The sequence below is a fragment of the Nonomuraea gerenzanensis genome, assembly GCF_020215645.1.
Classification (GTDB): domain Bacteria; phylum Actinomycetota; class Actinomycetes; order Streptosporangiales; family Streptosporangiaceae; genus Nonomuraea; species Nonomuraea gerenzanensis.
Map to the genome: position 1 here is coordinate 3,136,210 of NZ_CP084058.1, position 17,702 is coordinate 3,153,911.

General features: G+C 73.8%; 19 protein-coding genes and 1 pseudogene. 7 read left to right on the forward strand and 13 right to left on the reverse strand.

All coding sequences use genetic code 11. The annotated features are described in order from the left end of the window. Positions 1–38: 38 nt before the first annotated feature. The 4 genes from LCN96_RS14945 to LCN96_RS14960 all read right to left on the reverse strand — a co-directional run bounded on the left by LCN96_RS14945 (position 39) and on the right by LCN96_RS14960 (position 3,454). A complete protein-coding gene (locus tag LCN96_RS14945) occupies positions 39–1,244 on the reverse strand; it encodes a cytochrome P450 (RefSeq protein WP_225273224.1) in 1,206 nt (401 codons plus the stop codon). Positions 1,245–1,282: 38 nt separating this feature from the next. Continuing rightward, positions 1,283–1,744 (reverse strand): GbsR/MarR family transcriptional regulator, encoded by a 462-nt coding sequence (locus LCN96_RS14950; protein ID WP_225273225.1) that lies wholly within the window; start codon positions 1,742–1,744, stop codon positions 1,283–1,285. 79 nt (positions 1,745–1,823) lie between these two features. Continuing rightward, a complete protein-coding gene (locus LCN96_RS14955) occupies positions 1,824–2,306 on the reverse strand; it encodes a hypothetical protein (RefSeq protein ID WP_225273226.1) in 483 nt (160 codons plus the stop codon). Between the two features lie 89 nt (positions 2,307–2,395). After that, positions 2,396–3,454 carry an acetylserotonin O-methyltransferase gene (locus tag LCN96_RS14960; protein ID WP_225273227.1) on the reverse strand — a complete coding sequence of 353 codons (1,059 nt, stop codon included), beginning with the start codon at positions 3,452–3,454 and terminating at the stop codon, positions 2,396–2,398. Between the two features lie 581 nt (positions 3,455–4,035). On the opposite strand from LCN96_RS14960, the gene LCN96_RS14970 reads away from it, so the two are divergent. After that, positions 4,036–7,320 carry an AfsR/SARP family transcriptional regulator gene (locus tag LCN96_RS14970; protein ID WP_225273228.1) on the forward strand — a complete coding sequence of 1,095 codons (3,285 nt, stop codon included), beginning with the start codon at positions 4,036–4,038 and terminating at the stop codon, positions 7,318–7,320. Positions 7,321–7,325: 5 nt separating this feature from the next. On the opposite strand, the gene LCN96_RS14975 is transcribed toward LCN96_RS14970, so the two are convergent. From LCN96_RS14975 to LCN96_RS14985, 3 genes are read right to left on the reverse strand one after another with little or no spacing between them, the layout of a single operon-like run. After that, positions 7,326–7,715, reverse strand: coding sequence for a hypothetical protein (locus LCN96_RS14975; protein ID WP_225273229.1), 390 nt, complete (start codon positions 7,713–7,715; stop codon positions 7,326–7,328). A 20-nt stretch (positions 7,716–7,735) separates the two neighbouring features. Then, positions 7,736–8,296 (reverse strand): hypothetical protein, encoded by a 561-nt coding sequence (locus LCN96_RS14980; RefSeq protein ID WP_225273230.1) that lies wholly within the window; start codon positions 8,294–8,296, stop codon positions 7,736–7,738. Continuing rightward, the gene (locus LCN96_RS14985) at positions 8,296–8,913 is read right to left on the reverse strand and encodes a phenylacetate--CoA ligase family protein (RefSeq protein WP_225273231.1); all 618 of its coding nucleotides are present in this window, start codon (positions 8,911–8,913) and stop codon (positions 8,296–8,298) included. Before LCN96_RS14985 ends, LCN96_RS14980 begins: the two co-directional genes overlap by 1 nt. On the opposite strand from LCN96_RS14985, the gene LCN96_RS14990 reads away from it, so the two are divergent. Continuing rightward, positions 8,906–9,190, forward strand: a complete 285-nt coding sequence (locus LCN96_RS14990) for a hypothetical protein (protein ID WP_225273232.1) — start codon at positions 8,906–8,908, stop codon at positions 9,188–9,190. The genes LCN96_RS14985 and LCN96_RS14990 overlap by 8 nt on opposite strands. Positions 9,191–9,199: 9 nt before the next feature. Continuing rightward, positions 9,200–10,357, forward strand: coding sequence for a Glu/Leu/Phe/Val dehydrogenase dimerization domain-containing protein (locus LCN96_RS14995; RefSeq protein ID WP_225273233.1), 1,158 nt, complete (start codon positions 9,200–9,202; stop codon positions 10,355–10,357). Positions 10,358–10,456: 99 nt separating this feature from the next. On the opposite strand, the gene LCN96_RS15000 is transcribed toward LCN96_RS14995, so the two are convergent. Beyond that, positions 10,457–11,644 (reverse strand): MFS transporter, encoded by a 1,188-nt coding sequence (locus LCN96_RS15000; protein WP_225273234.1) that lies wholly within the window; start codon positions 11,642–11,644, stop codon positions 10,457–10,459. Between the two features lie 122 nt (positions 11,645–11,766). On the opposite strand from LCN96_RS15000, the pseudogene LCN96_RS15005 reads away from it, so the two are divergent. From LCN96_RS15005 to LCN96_RS15015, 3 genes and pseudogenes are all read left to right on the forward strand, one after another. Continuing rightward, positions 11,767–12,111: pseudogene (locus LCN96_RS15005) on the forward strand (exo-rhamnogalacturonan lyase family protein); the annotation flags it as partial. Then, positions 12,108–12,578 carry a hypothetical protein gene (locus LCN96_RS15010; protein ID WP_225273236.1) on the forward strand — a complete coding sequence of 157 codons (471 nt, stop codon included), beginning with the start codon at positions 12,108–12,110 and terminating at the stop codon, positions 12,576–12,578. The pseudogene LCN96_RS15005 and the gene LCN96_RS15010, both read left to right, overlap by 4 nt. 83 nt (positions 12,579–12,661) lie before the next feature. Continuing rightward, on the forward strand, positions 12,662–13,213 hold the full coding sequence (locus tag LCN96_RS15015; RefSeq protein WP_225273237.1) for a dihydrofolate reductase family protein: 552 nt from the start codon (positions 12,662–12,664) through the stop codon (positions 13,211–13,213). Here LCN96_RS15015 and LCN96_RS15020 read toward each other — a convergent pair. The 4 genes from LCN96_RS15020 to LCN96_RS15035 form a co-directional block, all read right to left on the reverse strand. Next, positions 13,201–13,815: an NAD(P)-dependent oxidoreductase gene (locus tag LCN96_RS15020; protein ID WP_225273238.1), complete on the reverse strand. Its 615-nt coding sequence runs from the start codon at positions 13,813–13,815 to the stop codon at positions 13,201–13,203. The genes LCN96_RS15015 and LCN96_RS15020 overlap by 13 nt on opposite strands. 111 nt (positions 13,816–13,926) lie before the next feature. Then, positions 13,927–14,793 (reverse strand): hypothetical protein, encoded by an 867-nt coding sequence (locus LCN96_RS15025; protein WP_225273239.1) that lies wholly within the window; start codon positions 14,791–14,793, stop codon positions 13,927–13,929. A 134-nt stretch (positions 14,794–14,927) separates the two neighbouring features. Further along, complete coding sequence (locus LCN96_RS15030) at positions 14,928–15,581, reverse strand: TetR/AcrR family transcriptional regulator (RefSeq protein ID WP_225273240.1); 654 nt, start codon at positions 15,579–15,581, stop codon at positions 14,928–14,930. 40 nt (positions 15,582–15,621) lie between these two features. Beyond that, positions 15,622–15,924 (reverse strand): DUF3817 domain-containing protein, encoded by a 303-nt coding sequence (locus LCN96_RS15035; protein ID WP_225273241.1) that lies wholly within the window; start codon positions 15,922–15,924, stop codon positions 15,622–15,624. Positions 15,925–16,127: 203 nt separating this feature from the next. Here LCN96_RS15035 and LCN96_RS15040 point away from each other — a divergent pair, with 203 nt between their 5' ends. Then, positions 16,128–16,841, forward strand: a complete 714-nt coding sequence (locus tag LCN96_RS15040) for a GntR family transcriptional regulator (RefSeq protein ID WP_225273242.1) — start codon at positions 16,128–16,130, stop codon at positions 16,839–16,841. 83 nt (positions 16,842–16,924) lie between these two features. On the opposite strand, the gene LCN96_RS15045 is transcribed toward LCN96_RS15040, so the two are convergent. Further along, entirely contained in the window at positions 16,925–17,530 is a 606-nt protein-coding gene (locus tag LCN96_RS15045; protein ID WP_225273243.1) for a hypothetical protein, read from the reverse strand. Between the last annotated feature and the right edge of the window lie 172 nt (positions 17,531–17,702).

The following is a 17,702-nucleotide window of genomic DNA, read 5'->3' on the forward strand; positions in this document are numbered from 1 at the left end:
GACACAGCCGCCACCACGTTGACTGAGCGGCCTTGCTTCTAGATCTGGACGAGCGGGAGCCGCCGCACCCCGGTCAGGGTCGGCGTGGGAATGAACCGCACCGGATCCTCAGGATCCGTGCGCAGCCGCTCGAACCGGTCGAGCAGGATGTTCAGCGCGACCCGCCCCTCCAGCCTGGCCAGGGGAGCGCCGAGGCAGAAGTGGATGCCGCGGCCGAAGGCGAGGTGCGGGTTGGGGTCGCGGTGCGGGTCGAAGGCGCCGGGGTCGGGGAACTGCCGGGGGTCCCGGTTGGCCGCCCCGAGCCAGCACATGACCATCTGGTCGGCCGGGATGCGTACGCCGCCGAGCTCCGCCTCGCGGGTGGTGGCCCGGCCGAGCGCCGCGAACGGCGTGAACAGCCGCAGCGACTCCTCGATCACGGCCGGGATCGAGTCGCGGTCGGCCCGCGCCCTGTCCTGCTGCTCGGGGAAGGCGTCCAGGCACAGCACCGTGTTGCCGAGCAGCATCGTCGTGGTGATGTGCCCGGCGAGCAGGAGCAGGATCGCGAAGTTGACCACCTGGTCGTCGGGCAGGCGCTCGCCGTCCACCTCGGCCTCGACCAGCCTGGTGAGCAGGTCGGCGCGCGGCTGCCGGCGGCGCTGCGCGGCGTGGCCCCCGAGGTAGTCCGACATCTCCTTCCACGGCTTCATCACCGCCTGGAGCTCCGCCTCCCGCTCGTCCGCCGGCCTGTTGACCGAGACCTCGGCGTCGCGCTGGAACAGCGCGTCGGCCCACTGCTTGAACAGGGCGCGGTCGCCGCTGGGGATGCCGAGCAGCTCGGCGATGACGATGACGGGAAGGGGATAGGCCAGGTCCGCCACGAGCTCGAACCGCTCCCGATCACGCGCCGCGTCGAGCAGCTCATGGGTGAGCGCGGCGATCCTGGGCTCGAGATCCGCGACGACCTTGCGGGTGAAGGCGCTGCTGACCAGCTTGCGCAGCTTGCCGTGCGCGGGCGGGTCGATCTGGGTGATGAAGCCGTCCAGGGAGAAGTCCTCCTTGGACGGCTTCATGGACTCGGGAACCACCCGCATGGTGTCGGAGGAGAACGTCGCCGGGTCACCGAGCACCTCGTGCAGCTCCGGGTAACCGTAGACGTTCCACATTCCGGCGTCGGCCGCGAACTCGACCGCCGGGCCCGATCGGGGCCCGTGCAGCCAGAAGTGTTGTACGGGGATGTCGTACCGTTCGACGATGTCGGCCATCGCCTCTCCTTGTCGTAGATCCCTCGATGGAGACGTACTCAGGAAGATCGGTCGCGGTACTCCTGCCAGCGGTGCAGCATCTCGTCGCCGTCCTGCACGGTGAAGGCGAAGAAGTCGCGGGTCTCCTCCAGCCGGGCGCGCTGGGCGGCCCGGTCCTCGCCGAGGATCGACAGCCCGTACTCCAGCGTCTCCAGGCTCTGCTTCACCAGCCCGAGCTGGACCCGCAGGATCTGCGCCCAGCCGCCGCCGACCGCCCGGTAGCGGTGCTCGCGGCCGGCCGAGGGGACCCGTTCGATGATGCCGCCCGCCTCCAGTTGCCTGGCGACCGTGCTGACGGCGGTCTTGCTCAGGCTGAGCTCCGCCGCCAGGTCGGTGAGCGAGGGGTCGGGCGGGTCGCAGATCATCAGCCACGCCCAGAGGCGGCCCATGGAGCGCGTCGCACCCAGGCGCTCCATGACCAGCCCCATCCGATCGACGAACTCGCTCTCCGAAGGCTTCACGGGCGTCAACTCCGCAACGATCGTCAAGTACGTACTTCACGTACGGTACGCCCGAAGCCCGACCAGGGGAAGGGGCCCGTCAGCCCGCCCGGCCCGCGACCTCGTCGATGCGCACGAACGTGGCGCCCTGGGCGGCGGCGCGGGCGCCGAGGACGTGACCGTCGCACATCCTCGTCACCGTGCCCGCCCGGTCGATCACCTTCCACGTGGCCGGCTCCTCGCACGGCCGCCCGAGCCGGTCGTAGCTCCAGGTGCGGTGGCACACCCGGCACTCGGAGACGCCCGCCCGGGAGGAGAGCGTGTTGCCGTGCTCCAGGCACACGCCCCACGGCAGGCCGCACGGCGGGACCTGCAGCCTGGCCAGCTCGGCCGCCGCGCGCTGCAGGTCCTCGGCGGCCCTGGCCAGCCAGCCCGCCGCCTGGCGCGCCTCCACGAGCGGGTCGGCGTCGGGCGTGGTGCCCGGCGCGGTGCCGGGTGAGCCGCCGCACAGTGTCCAGACCTCGGCGGTGAGGGCCTCGGCGCGCGTCGCGAGCGCGCGCAACTGCTCGGGAGTGACGCTCATGCGGGCTTCCATCTCGCGAGGGCCGTCGCCGGTACGGCCGGGGGACTGGTCGCTGAACTGGACCCTACGTCCTGCCGGCCACCAGCGCGTCAGGGCGTGGCGACGGCCTGGAGGATGCTGTACCGGCCCGAGGTCGGGGTGACCTCCGCCGGCTCCCAGCCGCCCGCGCGCAGCAGGTCGCCGTACTGGGACGCGGTGCGCTCCCGTCCGCCGAGCAGCACGAGCATCGCCAGGTCGGACAGGTGCACGTGCGACGGCGTCCACGGCTCCGGCAGCAGCATCTCGACCAGCAGCAGCCGGGCGCCGGGAGCGGCGGAACGGCGGCAGGTGGCCAGGATGCGGACCGCGTGCTCGTCGTCCCAGTCGTGCAGGATCCACTTCAGCAGGTACAGGTCGCCCTTCGGGACCTCCTCCAGGAAGTCGCCGGCGACCAGGTCGATCCGGCCCGCGAGCGGCGAGCCCCACAACCGCTGCCTGGCCGCCTCGATCACCGGCGGCCGGTCGAGCAGCACGCCGGTCGCCGACGGGGCCTTGTCCAGCAGCGCGGCGAGCAGCACGCCGTAGGCGCCGCCGACGTCCACCAGCCGCCCGTACGCCGAGGGGTCCACGGCCGCCGCGACGTCGGCGGCGACCTGCGCCGACTGCTCCCCCATGCCCAGGGCGAAGTGCTCGGCCTCCTCGGGGTTCGCGGCGAGGTGCTCCCAGAACGAGCGGCCCAGCAGCGCCGGCGCGACCGGCTCGCCCGTGCGGACCGACTGCTCGAACTCCCCGACGAGCCGCCACACGGTCGGGGAGCCGTAGGCGACGGCCAGCTCCCGCAGGGCCGTGGGGGAGTCGGAGCGCAGGCATTCGCCCGCGTCCGTCAGCCGGTAGTGGTCCGGCTCGGTCTCCGTCATCAGGCCGACCGTGGCGGCGGCCCGCAGCAGGCGCAGCAGCGCGTCGGGGTGCACGCCGACGGCCGCCGCCAGGTCCCGCGCCGAGCGCGGCCCGGCGGCCAGCTCGTCGGCGACACGCAGCCGGGACAGCACGACGATGATCTGGGAGTGCCAGAAGCCGCTCAGCAGCTGGAGGACGTGTTCCGCCGGTGCCCGGCCGCCGGAAGGTGCTCGTCCGTCGCGGTCCTCGTGCCCGGTGCCGACGTACGACATGGACTCACTATGACATCCGGGACGGATGGTGTCATCGGACAGCATTGACCGAATTCCTGGTGGCGGATCCCACAAGCTGTCACACCTCCCGTCAGGAGCCCGCCATACCCCTCGCCCGCCCGGTGCGACAACGGTTGGTGCGCCCAGCTGCACGGGCTCTACTTCGACAAGGACCAGACGCTGCCGGGCCGCTGCGGGCACCGGCACGACTGGGAGCACGTCGTGGTCCGGGTACACGACGGCACCGCCCGGTACGTGGCACGCGTTCCGCTTCGCGGGCGCCGGTGGGCAGCCGGCGAACCACAAGGGCACCTGGCAGTTCCCGCCGCTGGTCGGCTGGGACCACTACCCGGCGGGGTCGCGCGACCGCCTGGCGGCGCACCCTTTCGGCTCGGCCAGTCTCGGGCTGAAGGACGCCTCGTGCGGCGCGGAGCCGGCCAAGGCCGAGCCCGCCGGAACCCCGTTCGACCCCCACGCCTGACGCGCCCGCCCCGGGCTTGCGGCGATTGTCAAAACCCGGTAACGCGAGATGTACTGCCTTCCGGAAAGCTGATCTTCACGATCGAGCACGAGGAGGAGCGGTGGACTTCGCGATCTTGGGCACCATCCGCCTCAACGGCCCCACCGGCCGGATCCGGCTCAGCCGCAAGCAGCGGGCGGTCGTGGCGGCGCTCCTGCTCCATCCGAACGCGACCGTCTCCACCGAGCGGCTGATCGCCGCCGTCTGGGACGACCCGCCGCGTTCGGCCGTGGCCAACGTCCAGACGTACGTGCACCAGCTCCGCCGCCTGCTGGAGGGCAGCGGCCTGGAGGTGCGTACCGAAGGGTCCGGGTACGTCTGCGAGGTGCCGCCGGGGCGGCTGGACCTCCAGGTGTTCGAGGAGGGGCTCCGGCGGGCGCGCGCGTCGCGGGCGGGCGGCGACCTGGTGGCGGCGGAGCGGGAGTACGCGGCGGCGATCGCCCTGTGGCGCGGCACGCCCGCCGAGGACGTGCCGCTCAGCGGGGCGGTGGCGCCGCGGATCACCGAGCTGGAGGAGCGCCTGGCGGTGGCCAGGTCGGAGTGGATCGACGTACGGCTCGCGCTCGGCCGCGAGGACCTGGTGGCCGAGCTGCGTGCCCTCGTCACCGCTCATCCGCTGCGCGAGCGGCTGTGGGAGCAACTGGTGGTCGCCCTGGCCCGCGGCGGCCGGCGCGACGAGGCCCTCGACGCCTTCCGCCAGGCCCGCGAGCTGCTGGTCGCCGAGCTGGGCATCGAGCCGGGACAGGAGCTGCGCCGGCTGCACGCGGCGCTGCTGGCGGGGGAGGAGGATCTCGACGCGCGGCCGGAACCGCGCAGGTCGCGGGGCGCGCGGGGGAGCGGGGACGACGTTCTGGACGCGTGGACGCAGGCGGGCCGGTCGGAGTCGGGCCGGTCGGAGGCGGGCCGGTCGGAGGCGGGCCGGTCGCACGCGGGGCCGGGGGGCGAGGCCGAGCCGCGGCGCCCGCACGCCGGGGACGCGGTGCCCGTGGCGTTCCGGCGGTTGTGCCAGCTGCCCGCCGACACCGCGGACTTCGTCGGCCGCGAGGCGGAGATCGCCGAGGTCATGGCGCTGTTACGGGCGGGGGAGGAGCGGCTCAGCCCGCCCATCGTGATCGTGTCCGGGCTGCCCGGCGTCGGCAAGACGACGCTCGCCGTGCACCTGGCGCACCTGCTGCGCTCCGACTACCCCGACGGCCAGCTCTTCGTCCGCCTCGGCCACGACGCCCGCGGCCCCCGGGAGCCCGGCGAGCTGCTGGACGTGCTGCTGCGCTCGCTCGGTCTCGACGGCGCGGCCATCCCCGCCTCGGCCGAGGAGCGCGCCCGGCTGCTGCGCCAGCGCCTGGCCGACCGGGCGGTGCTCGTCGTGCTGGACGAGGCGGTCGAGGAGGCCCAGCTCCGCCACCTGCTGCCCGGCACGCCGCGCGGCGCCGTCCTGGTGACCTCCCGCTCGCGGCTGCCCGCGCTGGAGGGCGCCGCACGCCTCACGCTCGACCTGCCCGGCGAGAAGGACGCCCTGCTGCTGCTCGAACGGGTGGCGGGCGCCGACCGCATCGGCATGGCGCCCGGCGCGGCCGAGCAGATCCTGCGCTCCTGCGGCCGGCTGCCGCTGGCCATCCGGGTCGCCGGCGCCCGCCTGGCCACCCGCCCGGTCTGGCCGGTCAGCGAGTTCGCCACCCGGCTGGCCGGGCGGGGGCTGGACGAGCTGGTGGTGGGCGGGCTGGACGTGCGGGCCACGTTCGAGCCGAGCTACGCGGCGCTGCCGGAGTCGGCCCGGCACGCGTTCCGGCTGCTGGGGCTGGCGGGGCTGGACAGCGTGGCGGAGTGGTCGGTCGCCGCCCTCCTCGGGCGGCCGGGGGAGGAAGCGGGCGCGCCGTCTTACGGGCTGGAGGCGGATGCGGCGCTGGAGACGCTCGTCGCGCGGGGCATGCTCACCTCGACCGAGGTGGACGACGCCGGGCAACCCCGCTACCGCCTGCACGACCTGCTCCGGGTGTACGCGCGCGAGCGGGCCGAGGCGGAGGAGTCACCGGCGCGCCGGCGCGAGGCCCTGACCAGGCACGTGCTGGAGTGCCTGCGCAGGACGAGGGCCGCGACGCGCACAATGCCGATCCCGCTGTCCCCACCGTTCCCGCGCGAGCCGGACCCAGGACCGGCCCTGGAGCCGAGATCGGCCCTGGAGCCGAGGCCGGCCCTGGAGCCGAGGCCGGCCCTGGAGCCGAGGCTGGCCCCGGAGACCGCACCGGCTTCGGAGGCAGAGCCGGCCCCGGACGTGCGGGCGAGCGCGGCGTGGCTGGCCGCCGAGCGGCGCACGCTGATGCTCGCCCTCACCACGGCAGCCGACCTCGGCCTGGTCGCCGCCGCCGCGGAGCTGGCCCACCACCTCACCGCGTACCTGCTCATGGACCGCTTCCTCGACGACGCCGAGCAGGCCCAGCGGACCGTGATCGGCATGGGCGACGAGTGCGCCACGCTACGGGCCAGGCTCCTGCTGGCCGCCGTGGACATCGAGCGCGGCCACCTGGAGCAGGGCGGCGCGGCGTGCGAGGCGCTGCTGGCCGACCTCGGCCGCGCCGGAGATCCGCACGGCGCCGCGTACGCGCTGATCAGCAGGGCCGCCGCCCGCCACGGGATGGGCCGGCTCGACGAGGCGCTGGCCGACGCGTACGCCTCGCTCGACCTGCTGGCCGCCCACGGCGACAGTGCCGGGCTGGCGTACGCGTGGACCTGGCCCGTCTGGATCCACCTCGAACGGGGCGAGCACGACCGGGCCGTGGAGATCGCCAGGACCCGGCTGGAGGTGACCCGCGACGTGGACCACACCATCAGGGGCAACCTGCTGCGCGCCCTCGGCACCTCCCTCTACCAGCAGGGCGAGACGGCCGAGGCCGTCGCGTGCTACCGGGAGAGCCTGCTGACCGCGCAGGCGTCCGGGGACCGGGGCGAGATGAGCAAGGTGCTGCGGCGGCTCGGCGAGGCGCTGGGCGCGCTGGGCCGCTTCGAGGAGGCGGCGCAGACGCTGGCGGCGAGCCTGCGGCTGTTCGTGGAGTGCGGGGACACGCTCGGCGAGGCGCTGGCCGGGCACGCCCTGGGCGTCGTCCGCCTGCGCCAGGGCGACCCCGGCACGGCGCTCGGGCACCTGCGGATCGCGCTGGAACGGCTCGGCGACGACGGGCCCCAGGTGTGGCGGGCCCGCACGCTCAGGGAGCTCGGCCGGGCGCACGCGCTGCTGGGCCGGTCCGAGGAGTCGGCGGCGGCGTGGCGCGGCTCGCTCGCCCTGTTCGGCGACGCGGCGGAGGCCAGGCAGGTGGCGCAGTACCTGTCGGAGTCGACCACGGCGACACTCTGAGGAGGTCATTCCCGGAGGCGCCAGCCCACGGGCGCCTCCCGCGCCCCGGCCAGCCGCGCCTCCCTCCTGGCCACCCCCGGCGTGGCGCCCTCGGCGACGAGCGTGCCCGCCGGTGACACCGCGGCCCACACCCCGGCGGGCGCGTCCGCGAGCTCCATCGCCCGGTTCACCTCGGGCCGGGTCGGAACGGGCGTCCTGCGCGCCTGCCACCGCCGCCAGTACAGCCACTGCGCGAAGATCAGCGGCCCGAGCACGGTCAGCAGCGGCATCGGCCGGCCGCCGGTGAGCACGAAGGCGATGGACACGGCCAGCAGCACGGCCTCCAGCCCGGCCGCCGACCACACGGCTGCCTTCCCGTACGCCCGCAGCGCCACGACCGGCCAGATCGACAACATCAGGCAGTCGCCCAGCCCGATCAGCGACGGGTTCGCCCGTAGGAGGTGGCCAGCACGGGCGAGAACGGCAGCCCCGGCATGCGCTGCACGAAGTCGACCATGAGCGAGGACAGCCCGGTGGCCAGCGTGTCGTACACGGTCAGCGCCGCGGCCAGCGCCGCCACCTGGGCGGGCGTGACGGCCGCCTGCGCCCACAGGTTCACCACGCCGACGACCAGCAGGATCAGCAGCGCGTCATTGATCACGAGCAGCGCCACCGGCCACCCGGCGGCGTACGCGGCGACGTCCGCCGCGCACAGCGCCGGCGCCGTGATCATCGCCCACCGGCCGCCCAGCACGGGGGCGAGCGTGAGCTGGGTCAGCGTCAGGACCACCAACCCGAAGATCGACACCACGACCCCGACGGGCACGTGCAGGTACGCGAACGGCATCACGACGAGCGCCGTCACCATCACGGCGATGTCCGTCCCGACCATCCAGCCGACCGGCGGGCGGGCGATGACGTAACGGCCCAGGTAGCCGACGGCGAGCGCGACGGTCAGGGCGACGAGCGCGTACAGCGCCAGCACGTTCGGGGTCATCACAGTCCTCGCTCGAAGCTGAGCTCCAGCAGGTCCGCGCGGAGCCGGCAGGGCGCGGGCAGGCCCTCGGGAGTCTCGACCAGGACGATGCCGGTCAGGGGCAGGCCGTGCGCGCGCTCCTCCAGCCGTCCGAGCAGGCCGGGGTCGTGCTTGCCCGCCACCACGTAGAGCAGGTCGCCCTCCAGCGCGTACCGCGTGGGCAGCGGCAGCGCGTGCTCGGCCTGCAGCAGGTCGAGCACGTCCCGCGTGGTGAGCCCACCGGGTGACCTGCGGCCGAGCACGCGCGAGGTGGCGGGCAGCGCGGCCAGCTCGCAGGCGGGGGTCCCGCCCTCGGGCAGGGTCCTGACCAGGTCGCCGGTGACGTATCTGAGCAGGAGCGTGGTGTCGCGGAACGTCGAGTACGGCGTGACCACGATCGTGCCCACCTCCCCCGGCGCCGCCGGGGAGAGCGTCACAGGATCGAGTATCTCGATCAGGCCCTGGTCGGGCGGCAGGTGCAGGTGGCCGTCGGAGCCGACGCGGCCGGAGACGGGCGCGATCTCGGTCATGGAGTAACCGTCGTGGACCTCCGCCCCGAACACCTGCTCGGCCCGCTCGCGCAGCGCGTCGGTGAGCACCGCCCTGATGGCGAGCCAGGACCGCGGGGTCCTCCTGTGGGACCTCACCCACCTCAAGGACCTGCTCGCCGACCCGCTGACCACCCACTGCGAGCTGTCGCAGGGAGGTCACGCCGTCTCCCCGGAGGTCTGGACGGACCTCACCGGCGACGACGACCGGACCTCGTCCGGCGGGTACGGGGAGCGGAGCCTGTCTCCCTGCTCCCCGAGGGGATCGGCAGTGGACCTTGACCCGCGGCCGTGCCTCGCCGATATTCGCGGTATCGAGCCGGGATGAGGGGTGCGCATGAGGATCGTGGAGCTCGTCTCCGTGGACGGGTACGTCGCCTTCGACCTCGACTGTCCGACGAGCGCGGGCGGCACGCGGCTCGCCCCTGACGTCACCCCCGGCGAGGCGGGGCTGCTGGCGCGGGCGATGACGTACAAGCTGGCCGTGCTGGGGGAGCGGATCGGCGGTGCCAAGGCGGTGCTGCGGGCCACGGACGACGAGCGCGAGGTGACGCTGGCCCGCTACTGCGAGGAGATCACCCCGCTGATCGAGAAGGGCGGCTTCCTCACCGCCTCGGACCTGGGCACCCGTACGCAGGACTTCGCCTCGCTGCCCGACTACCGCCCCGACTCGCTGATGCACCAGGAGGTCGGCGGCGAGCTGATGGACACCATGGTGACCGGCCTGGGCGTGGTGGTGGCCGCCGAGACCGCGCTGGGCGGGCTGGCGGGGCGGACGCTGGCGGTGGAGGGCTTCGGCAAGGTGGGCGGCGCCGTCGTCCGCGAGGCCGCGCTGCGGGGCGGTCGCGTCGTCGCGCTGTCCACCCTGTACGGCTGCGTCACCGACCCGGCGGGGCTCGACGTGGCCATGCTGGAACGGCTGCGGGCCCGGCACGGCGACGCCTGCGTGACCCGGCTCGGGCTGCCCGTGCTGCCGGCCGAGGCGCTGTACGAGGTGGCCGCCGACGTGCTGGTGCCCGGCGCGCGCACCGGGACGCTGACCGCGCAACGGGCCGCCCGGGTGCGCGCCCGCGTGGTCGCCCCGGCGGCGAACGTGCCCTACACCGCGGCGGGGCTGCGCACGCTGCACGAGCGGGGCGTGGTCACGCTGGCCGACTTCGTCTGCGGCGCCGGCGCGACCATCGGCTACCTCGCCGACCGCACCGGCCAGGTCCGTGACGCCGACTCCGCGCGGGCCCTGGTGGCCGAGCGGATCGCCCGGCTCACGGCCGAGGCGATGGAGCATCCGGAGGGGCCGTTCGCCGGGTCGTGCGCGGTGGCCGAGCGCTTCCTGGCCACCTGGCGGGACCCCGAGGGCCTGCCCGACGGCCCGCCGCTCGCCCCCGACCCTGAGGGCCTGCCCGACGGCCCGCCGCTCGCTCCCGACCCTGAGGGCCTGCCCGACGGCCCGCCGCTCGCTTCCGACCCTGAGGGCCTGTCCGAAGGGCGCCGCTGATCCCCGCCCTGAGGGATGATCGGGGGGAGAGCGGGAGGCGCGCCGAGCTCCGGCGGCCCCGCTCGCGCGCACCGCCCCGGATGCGCCGCGCTCCGGCGCTCACGGCCCTCGGGTGCCGACCGCGGCCACCAGCGCGAACGCGCCCACCCCGACGAGCGCCACCGTCGCGCCCGCCGATCCCAGGTCGAACAGCCGCCCGACCGCCATCTCCCCCGCGAACGAGAACATCCCCGCACAGAACGCCATCACCCCGTAGTACGACCCGAACCGCTCGGGTGCCGCGTGCCGGGTGACCCGCTGGAAGATCGACGGCTGGATCAACCCGTTCGCCACGCCGTTCAGCACGGCCGCGAGCATCAGCGGCCCCAGCTCGGTGCCGTCCAGCGGCGCGAGCACGAAGAACGTTCCCGCCGCGCACACCAGCCCCGCCCGCAGCACCCAGGGCCGCTCACCGCGCCGCCCGGCGGCCACGAACGGCTGCGCGGCGGCGGCGACCGCGGCCAGCACGCAGAAGCTGAGCGTGGCCGCGCCGGGCGCGAAGCCGAGCAGCGGCACGGCCGTCATGATGTGGTTGGCCAGCAGCGTCGTGGGTGCGGTCAGCAGCGCGAAGAGCATGAACGACCGGTCGCCGAACACCGCCCGCACCCCGGGCAGCACGTCGCGGAACGGCAGGGCCCGCTCCCCGGTGCGCGGCTCGGCCCTGGGCAGCAGGAGGAACAGCGCGCCGGAGAGCGCCCACATGGCGGCGGCGGCCCCGGTCAGCAGCGCGAACCCGGGCTCCAGCGAGATCAGCGCCAGCCCCACGGGCGGCCCCGCGACGGTCGCCACGTGCTGCGCGGTGACGTAGGCGGCGAAGCCACCGGCCTGGTGCGCCGGCCCGGCGCCGGCCAGCAGGCTCTGGGCCGCGGGGTTGTAGAGCGCGCCGCCCACGGCGAGGACGACGGCCGCGCAGAGCAGCGCGCCGACGCCCTCGGCGGCCCCGAGCAGGACGAACCCGGCCGCCCGCAGGACGCAGGCGAGCACCCCGGTACGGCGGGCGCCGATCAGGTCCGTCAGCGCCCCCACCGGCAGCAGGAGCGCGAACTGCAGCCCGGTCCGCGCCCCCAGGATCAGCCCCGCCGTCCCGGCCATCAGGCCGAGATCGTGCCGCAGGTGCGCGACCAGATGCGCCATCACCGAGAAGAAGCCGAGGCAGCAGGAGAGCTGGATCGCGACCACCGTGACGACGACGCGGCGGCCCGGGGAGCCGGTGGTGGGCGGAGGGGAGACGGGGGTGGCGACAGTCACGGGAACCGAGCACACCAGAGCCATGACCGGTGGGTCCAATATCGGGATGCGGCCAGACCGATATCCGAACCCGTATCGACGGCTCGCCCAGCTCCCGGACGTAGCCGCTTGCAGCCGATGAGGCGCAGGCCACGGTGTGGATGTGGTCGCCACGCGCGGGCGCGATGGATCCGCGCTTCCACCACGACGGGATGGGCCAGGACACCTGTCCCGAGCAGCTCGACGCCCTGGAGATCACCTACGAGGACTACGAGCCCGGCTTCGGCACTCCGTACGGCGTGGCGCGCACCACGGACCGAGGCCGACCTGAGCACGAACGTCGGCGCGCAGTTCGGCCTGGCCGCCTTCCAGTGTCTCGCGCTCGTGGGCGAGCACAGCTGAGCCGGTTCCGGGGGTACGGTGGTGGCCGGTTCCCGTCTCCCGCCGCCTCCGGAGGTCGGTTGTGGCTCGGTCGCGTGACGTCATGATGGTGGCTCTCCTGCTTCTCACCGCGGGTTGCACCGGCGGGGGAGCCCCGGCACGGCAGGAGCCGAGCCGGGCGGCCACCGCCGCCGTCCCGTGCGCGTCCAGGATCTTCCAGGGCGAGCTGCCGGTGTGGGCGCGCGCCGGGTTCAGCCCGGACGCCGAGCCGCACCACGTGTTCAGCGGCCGGGGTGACATGGTCGCCGTGCTCTTCGGCTACCCGCTGGCCAGCCCGCCGCGCCCGAACCGGGGCAACAAGATCCTCTGGGTGTCCCGGCTGCCGCTGCTCCCGTCCAACCCGTTACGGATCGAGGCCCGGCTCGGCGGCACCGGCGCGCCCGTCCGCACCAAGGTCAGCGGCGGCCCCGGCCCCTCGCTCATCGACCTGCCCAGCCCGGGATGCTGGCGGCTGAAGCTGAGCTGGAGCTCGCACACCGATTTCATCGACCTGGAGTACGTCGCCCCCGGCTAGCCACGCGTGTCGTTTCTGTACAAGACCGCGACCGCCGCTCCCGCCTAACCTCGCCAGTCGGCGGAACTGAGAGAGCAGGGGCGATGGGTAAGATCATTTCTAGTTTCTTCATCTCCTTGGACGGCGTCGTGGAGTCGCCGGACCAGTGGCACTTCCCGTACTGGAACGACGAGATGGGCGCCATGGTCCAGTCCGGGATGGACAGCGCGGCGGGCTTCCTCATGGGCCGCAAGCTGTACGACGAGTGGTCGTCGTACTGGACGACGACGGACGCCGACCCGGAGATCGCCACGAGGTTCAACGACGCGCCCAAGTACGTCGTGACCAGCTCGCTGCGGCAGGCGGACTGGGCCAACACCACGATCGTCACCGGCGACGTCGCGGCCCGGCTGCGGGAGATCAAGGAGCGGGCGGAAGGCGACCTGCAGATCTCCGGCTCCGCGACGACCGTCGGCTGGCTGCTGGCCAACGGGCTGCTCGACGAGCTGAACCTGCTGGTCCACCCCATCGTCGTCGGCCACGGCCAGCGCCTGTTCACGGACACCCCGACCCGTCCGCTGAAGCTGACCAGGAACGAGACGTTCAAGACCGGGGTGCTGCACCTGACCTACGTCCCGGAGCCTCAGGCCGTGTAGGGCAGGTGCGGCGTGATCAGCACGTTGGGCAGCTCGAACAGCGGGTGACCGGCCGGCAGCGGCTCCGGGTCGGTGACGTCGAGCACGGCCGACAGGCGGCCGGACACGCACTCCCCGGTGAGTGCCCCCGTGTCGACCAGCGAGCCGCGGGCGGTGTTGACCAGCACCGCCCGGTCAGGCAGCAGCGCCAGGCGGCGCCGGTCGAGCAGGTGGTGCGTCTCCGGCAGCGCGGGCGCGTGCACCGTGACCGGGTCGCTGCGCCGGCACAGCTCGTCCGGCTCCACCGCCTCGGCCCCCAGCAGCGCCGCCTCGGCGGGCGTGAGCGTGGGGTCCGACAGCAGGACGCGTACGTCGAAGGCGAGCAGCCGCTGCAGGACGAGGCGGCCGATGCGGGAGGCGCCGATCCCCCCGACCGTGCAGTCGTGCAGCCCGGTGCCGTCACCCGGCTGCCAGAGCGCCCTGTCGTGCCCGCCCGCGTAGGGCGGGCGCGGCTGAAGGCGAGCTCGGCGCCCAGGATGAGCGCGGCGACGCCGGGGCGCGACGTCGATGATCCGCGCGTCGATCCCAGGGAGAACACCCGGGCTGCCCTGCCGTCGTCTCACGCCGGATGTAACCGTTTTATATCCCGGGCCGCGCGATCGCCGCTGACCTGCACTATCGTGGAAGCCGAGTCCGGCACACTGATCCTGTGCCGGACTCGGCCACGCGAAGGGTTAGCTCCTGCTCCACACCGACGCGATGACGCCGTCCTCGGCGCTCAGGATCTGCGGCCGGTAGCCCAGCGTCTTGAGCTGCGCCGCCTTCACCGTGTACGCCACCTTCGACAGGCTCAGGTACTCCTTGACTCCGGTGGTGCTGCCCTTGGCCCACACGGTCGAGTACAACTTGCCGGGCCCGACGGCCATGAGCACCGGGCGCAGGCCCTGCTTCGCCTTGGCCAGCAGCTCCTGGCCGCGCTGCTCCACGGTCTGGCCGAGCGTCACCTGCAGGGTGCCCGTGGCGGCGCCCGCCACCCAGACGGCCGCGTAGAGCGGCTTCTCCACCGTGCCGTACACGTCCAGCGAGGCGATGCTGTAGCCGGCGGCGCTCAGCTCGGCGTTGACCTTGACCAGGGTCTCCTTCGTCAGCGCCAGCTCGGACTTGACGAGCTGCGTGGTCTTCTCGAAGACCACCGCGAAGACCGCGGCCGGGCCGGTGCCCGTGCCGGTGACCAGCTTGGGCTGGAAGCCCAGCTTGGCCTGCTCCGCGATGCGCCGGGGCAGGTCGGCGGCCGACAGGCCCTGCAGCACGTTGACCTTGCGGGTGGCGTCCTTGACCCACAGGGACGTGTAGCGCGGGCTGGCCGCGTCGGTGACGTTCAGCGCCTGCGGCACGTACCCCTTGCCCAGCAGCTCCTTGACCCGCTGCACCAGCGTCGAGCCGCTGAGCGCGTCGAGGGAGAGCCAGTCGAGCGCCTGGTTCTGGACGGCCTGCGCGGTCGTGCTCTGCGCCGTCGCCGCCGGGGCGGTGACGCCCAGCAGGGGTGCGGTGGCGAGCGCCACGGCCGCGGTCAGGGTGATCGCTCTGTTCTTGCCCCTCATGGTCCTCCTATGTAGGTAAAGGTCATCCCATTTGCGGACAAGAGGGGACCATAACAGAGCATGAGGGGAAGGCGACCTACCGTTACGGCGATCGTGACAAGGCTGTGTCAAAACCCTTTACAGGCGAGTTTCGCTCATGTTTTTGGGACGACGCTTGTGACGACGCAGAGCTGCGCCCGCAAGGTTTCGTACGCCCAGCGCCCGAACCGCTCCGGCGCCCAGCCGCGCTCGCGCACGAACAGCAGGTAGAGGTCCGGGCTCAGCACCCCGTAGAGCAGGTCGGCGGCCTCCTCCACCGGCACCTCGGGGCGCGCGCCCGGCTTGGCCATGAGCGCGACCGCCGCGGCCGTCGCCACGACGTGGCGCGGGTCCTCCTCGTCCGGCCACATCTCGGACACCTCGGGATCGGTGGCCGCCGCCACCTCCAGCACCTTGGTGATCGGCGCCACCCGCTCCAGCACGCCGAGCGTCCCGGTCACGTGGCCGCGCAGGTGCTCCTCGGCCGTGCCGGCGGCCATGGCCGCGCGGAACCAGGGCCGGTCGAGCGTCGCCACGGGCAGGTCGTCGCCCGCGATCGTGACGTCGACCAGCTCCTTGAGCAGCCGGCGCTTGTTGCCGAACACGAAGTAGACCGTCTGCACGGCCACGCCCGCCCTGGTGGCGATCTCCTGCAGCGTGGTCGCGCCGTACCCCTGCGCCACGAACAGGTCTCCGGCGGCGCCCAGCACCCGCCGCCGGGTCTCCGCCGCCTTCTGCGCCTTCTTGTTGGGCTTCCTGCCGTCGCTCACGCGTTCACATTAGTGCAACTCTAGAGAGCGGCTACGGCTGTCAGGCGGGCTGCCCGGCCGCGGCGGTCATGCGCGCCGCCATCCGCCGCTCGAACCACAGTGAAGTGAACGGCGGCACCGCGCAGGCCAGTCCGAGCACCACGGCGCCCCGGCTCCAGCCCGCCTCCCTGGCCGAGAGCAGCACCCCGGCCACGTACAGGACGAACAGCGCCCCGTGGACCGGCCCGAAGATCTTCACGCCCAGCTCGCCGGTCTCGGTCACGTACTTGAAGAACATCCCGATGAGCAGGCCCGCCCAGGAGCACGCCTCGGCCACCGCCACGGCCCGGAACCAACGCAGCACGATCCACCCTTTCACCCGGTTTCGCGCTCACTCTACAAGCTGTAGAGGATGGTCGGATCACGCTCCTGCGGCGGATGGGGTGCTGGAGTCACGGCTGAGCGAGAGCGCGGTGGAGCACATCGAGGCCGTGCGAGCGGCCGGCATCGAGGCCGGCCTCGTGCCGCGGACGCGAGCGCCACCGCGCCACGCTGGCGAGTGCCGCCGTGAACGGCCCGAGCAGGGAGGCCGGGCGACTGCATACAACGGTATGCTCGGCTCGGGATCGCAAGCGAGGTGAGGAGGACCCACTGTCCGAGGTCTACGACCGGTTGAGGGCCGAGATCGTCGACGGCACCCTCGCCCCGGGGGCGGCCCTCGTGGAGGTCACGCTCGCGGAGCGCTACGGCACCAGCCGCACGCCCGTCCGCGAGGCCCTGCGCAGGCTCCAGCAGGACGGTCTGGTCGAGCGCGCCGACCGGGGCATGCGGGTGCGCACCCGCAGCCCGGAGGAGATCCTCGAGATCTACGAGGCCCGGATCGCCCTGGAGGCCACCGCCGCCGCCGGCGCGGCCCAGCGGCGCAGCGACTTCGACCTCGTACGCCTGGCCCGCGCCCAGAAGGCGATGATCGCCACCCCCGCCTCCGACCCGGCGGCCATGGCCGAGGCCAACCGGGCCGTCCACGAGGCCATCTGGGCGGCCAGCCACAACGGGACCATCGTCGACCTGCTCACCCGCCTCAACAACCACCTCACCCGCTATCCGCAGACCACGCTGGCCATGCCCGGCCGGTGGGACGAGGCGATCGCCGAGCACGCCGAGATCATCGAGGCCATCGGGCAGCGGGACGCGGATCGGGCTTACGAGCTGGCTCGCGAGCACATGACCAAGGCCAGGGAGCTCCGGCTGCGCATCTACGCGGACGACACGGACGCCTGACACGCCCACCCGCCCGGCTGCCTCGCACCTCGTGCGCGCCCGCCGACCGCGACGCCGGTCTGCCAGTCGTGTGGCTGGGGTTGTCAGGCGGTCGCGGGCACCGGCTCGGCGGTCGTTCTGGCTGTGGCCACGCCGACGGTCAGCAGCCCCACCCCCGCCACCACCGTAGCCGGAATGATCACCAGCCCCTCCACCACAGGCAGCCCCGGACCGAGGATCAACACCACCGCCGCGACCAGCAACGCCACCCCCGCCAGCCGCACCGCCCGCTCGACCCCCCGCCACACGAGCCCTGCCCCGAAGGCCACCAGCGACGCCATCCACACCATCCCCGCCACCGCGTTCACCGCACCACCAGCACCGCCCTCCACCTGCTCGGCCACACCGTGCAGAGGCGCGACATACGCCTCGAACCACGCGCCGGGAGCCAGCGCGCCGAAGGCGACCGCCAGCGCGACCGCGCCGGCGCAGGCCAGCCCGGACGCCCGCAGCGCCCGGCTCAGCGCGACGAGCAGCGGCAGCCCCGCGGCGACGAGCAGGCCGCCCAGGGCGAAGACGAGGTGTGCCGCCTCCCAGGTCGGGGCGGAGTGGGCGGCCTCGTTGTGCTCCAGCGGGTGCAGGACGTTCCCGACGGCGAACAGGATGCCGCCGCCGCCCACCAGTCCGCCGGCCAGGACGCGCAGGTTCATGGTCTTCTCCTCCGGGAATCGCGCGGGCGGCGGATCCGCCCCGCGCACGACCGCCAGTCCACCCGCCCACCGGTCCCGTCCGCCTGAGCGACAGGTCCCGGCCGGGTCCCGGTCGCCAGGCGTCCCGGACGGGCTGGGCCTCAGTCGTCAGGGGTCCCGGGCGGGCCGGGAC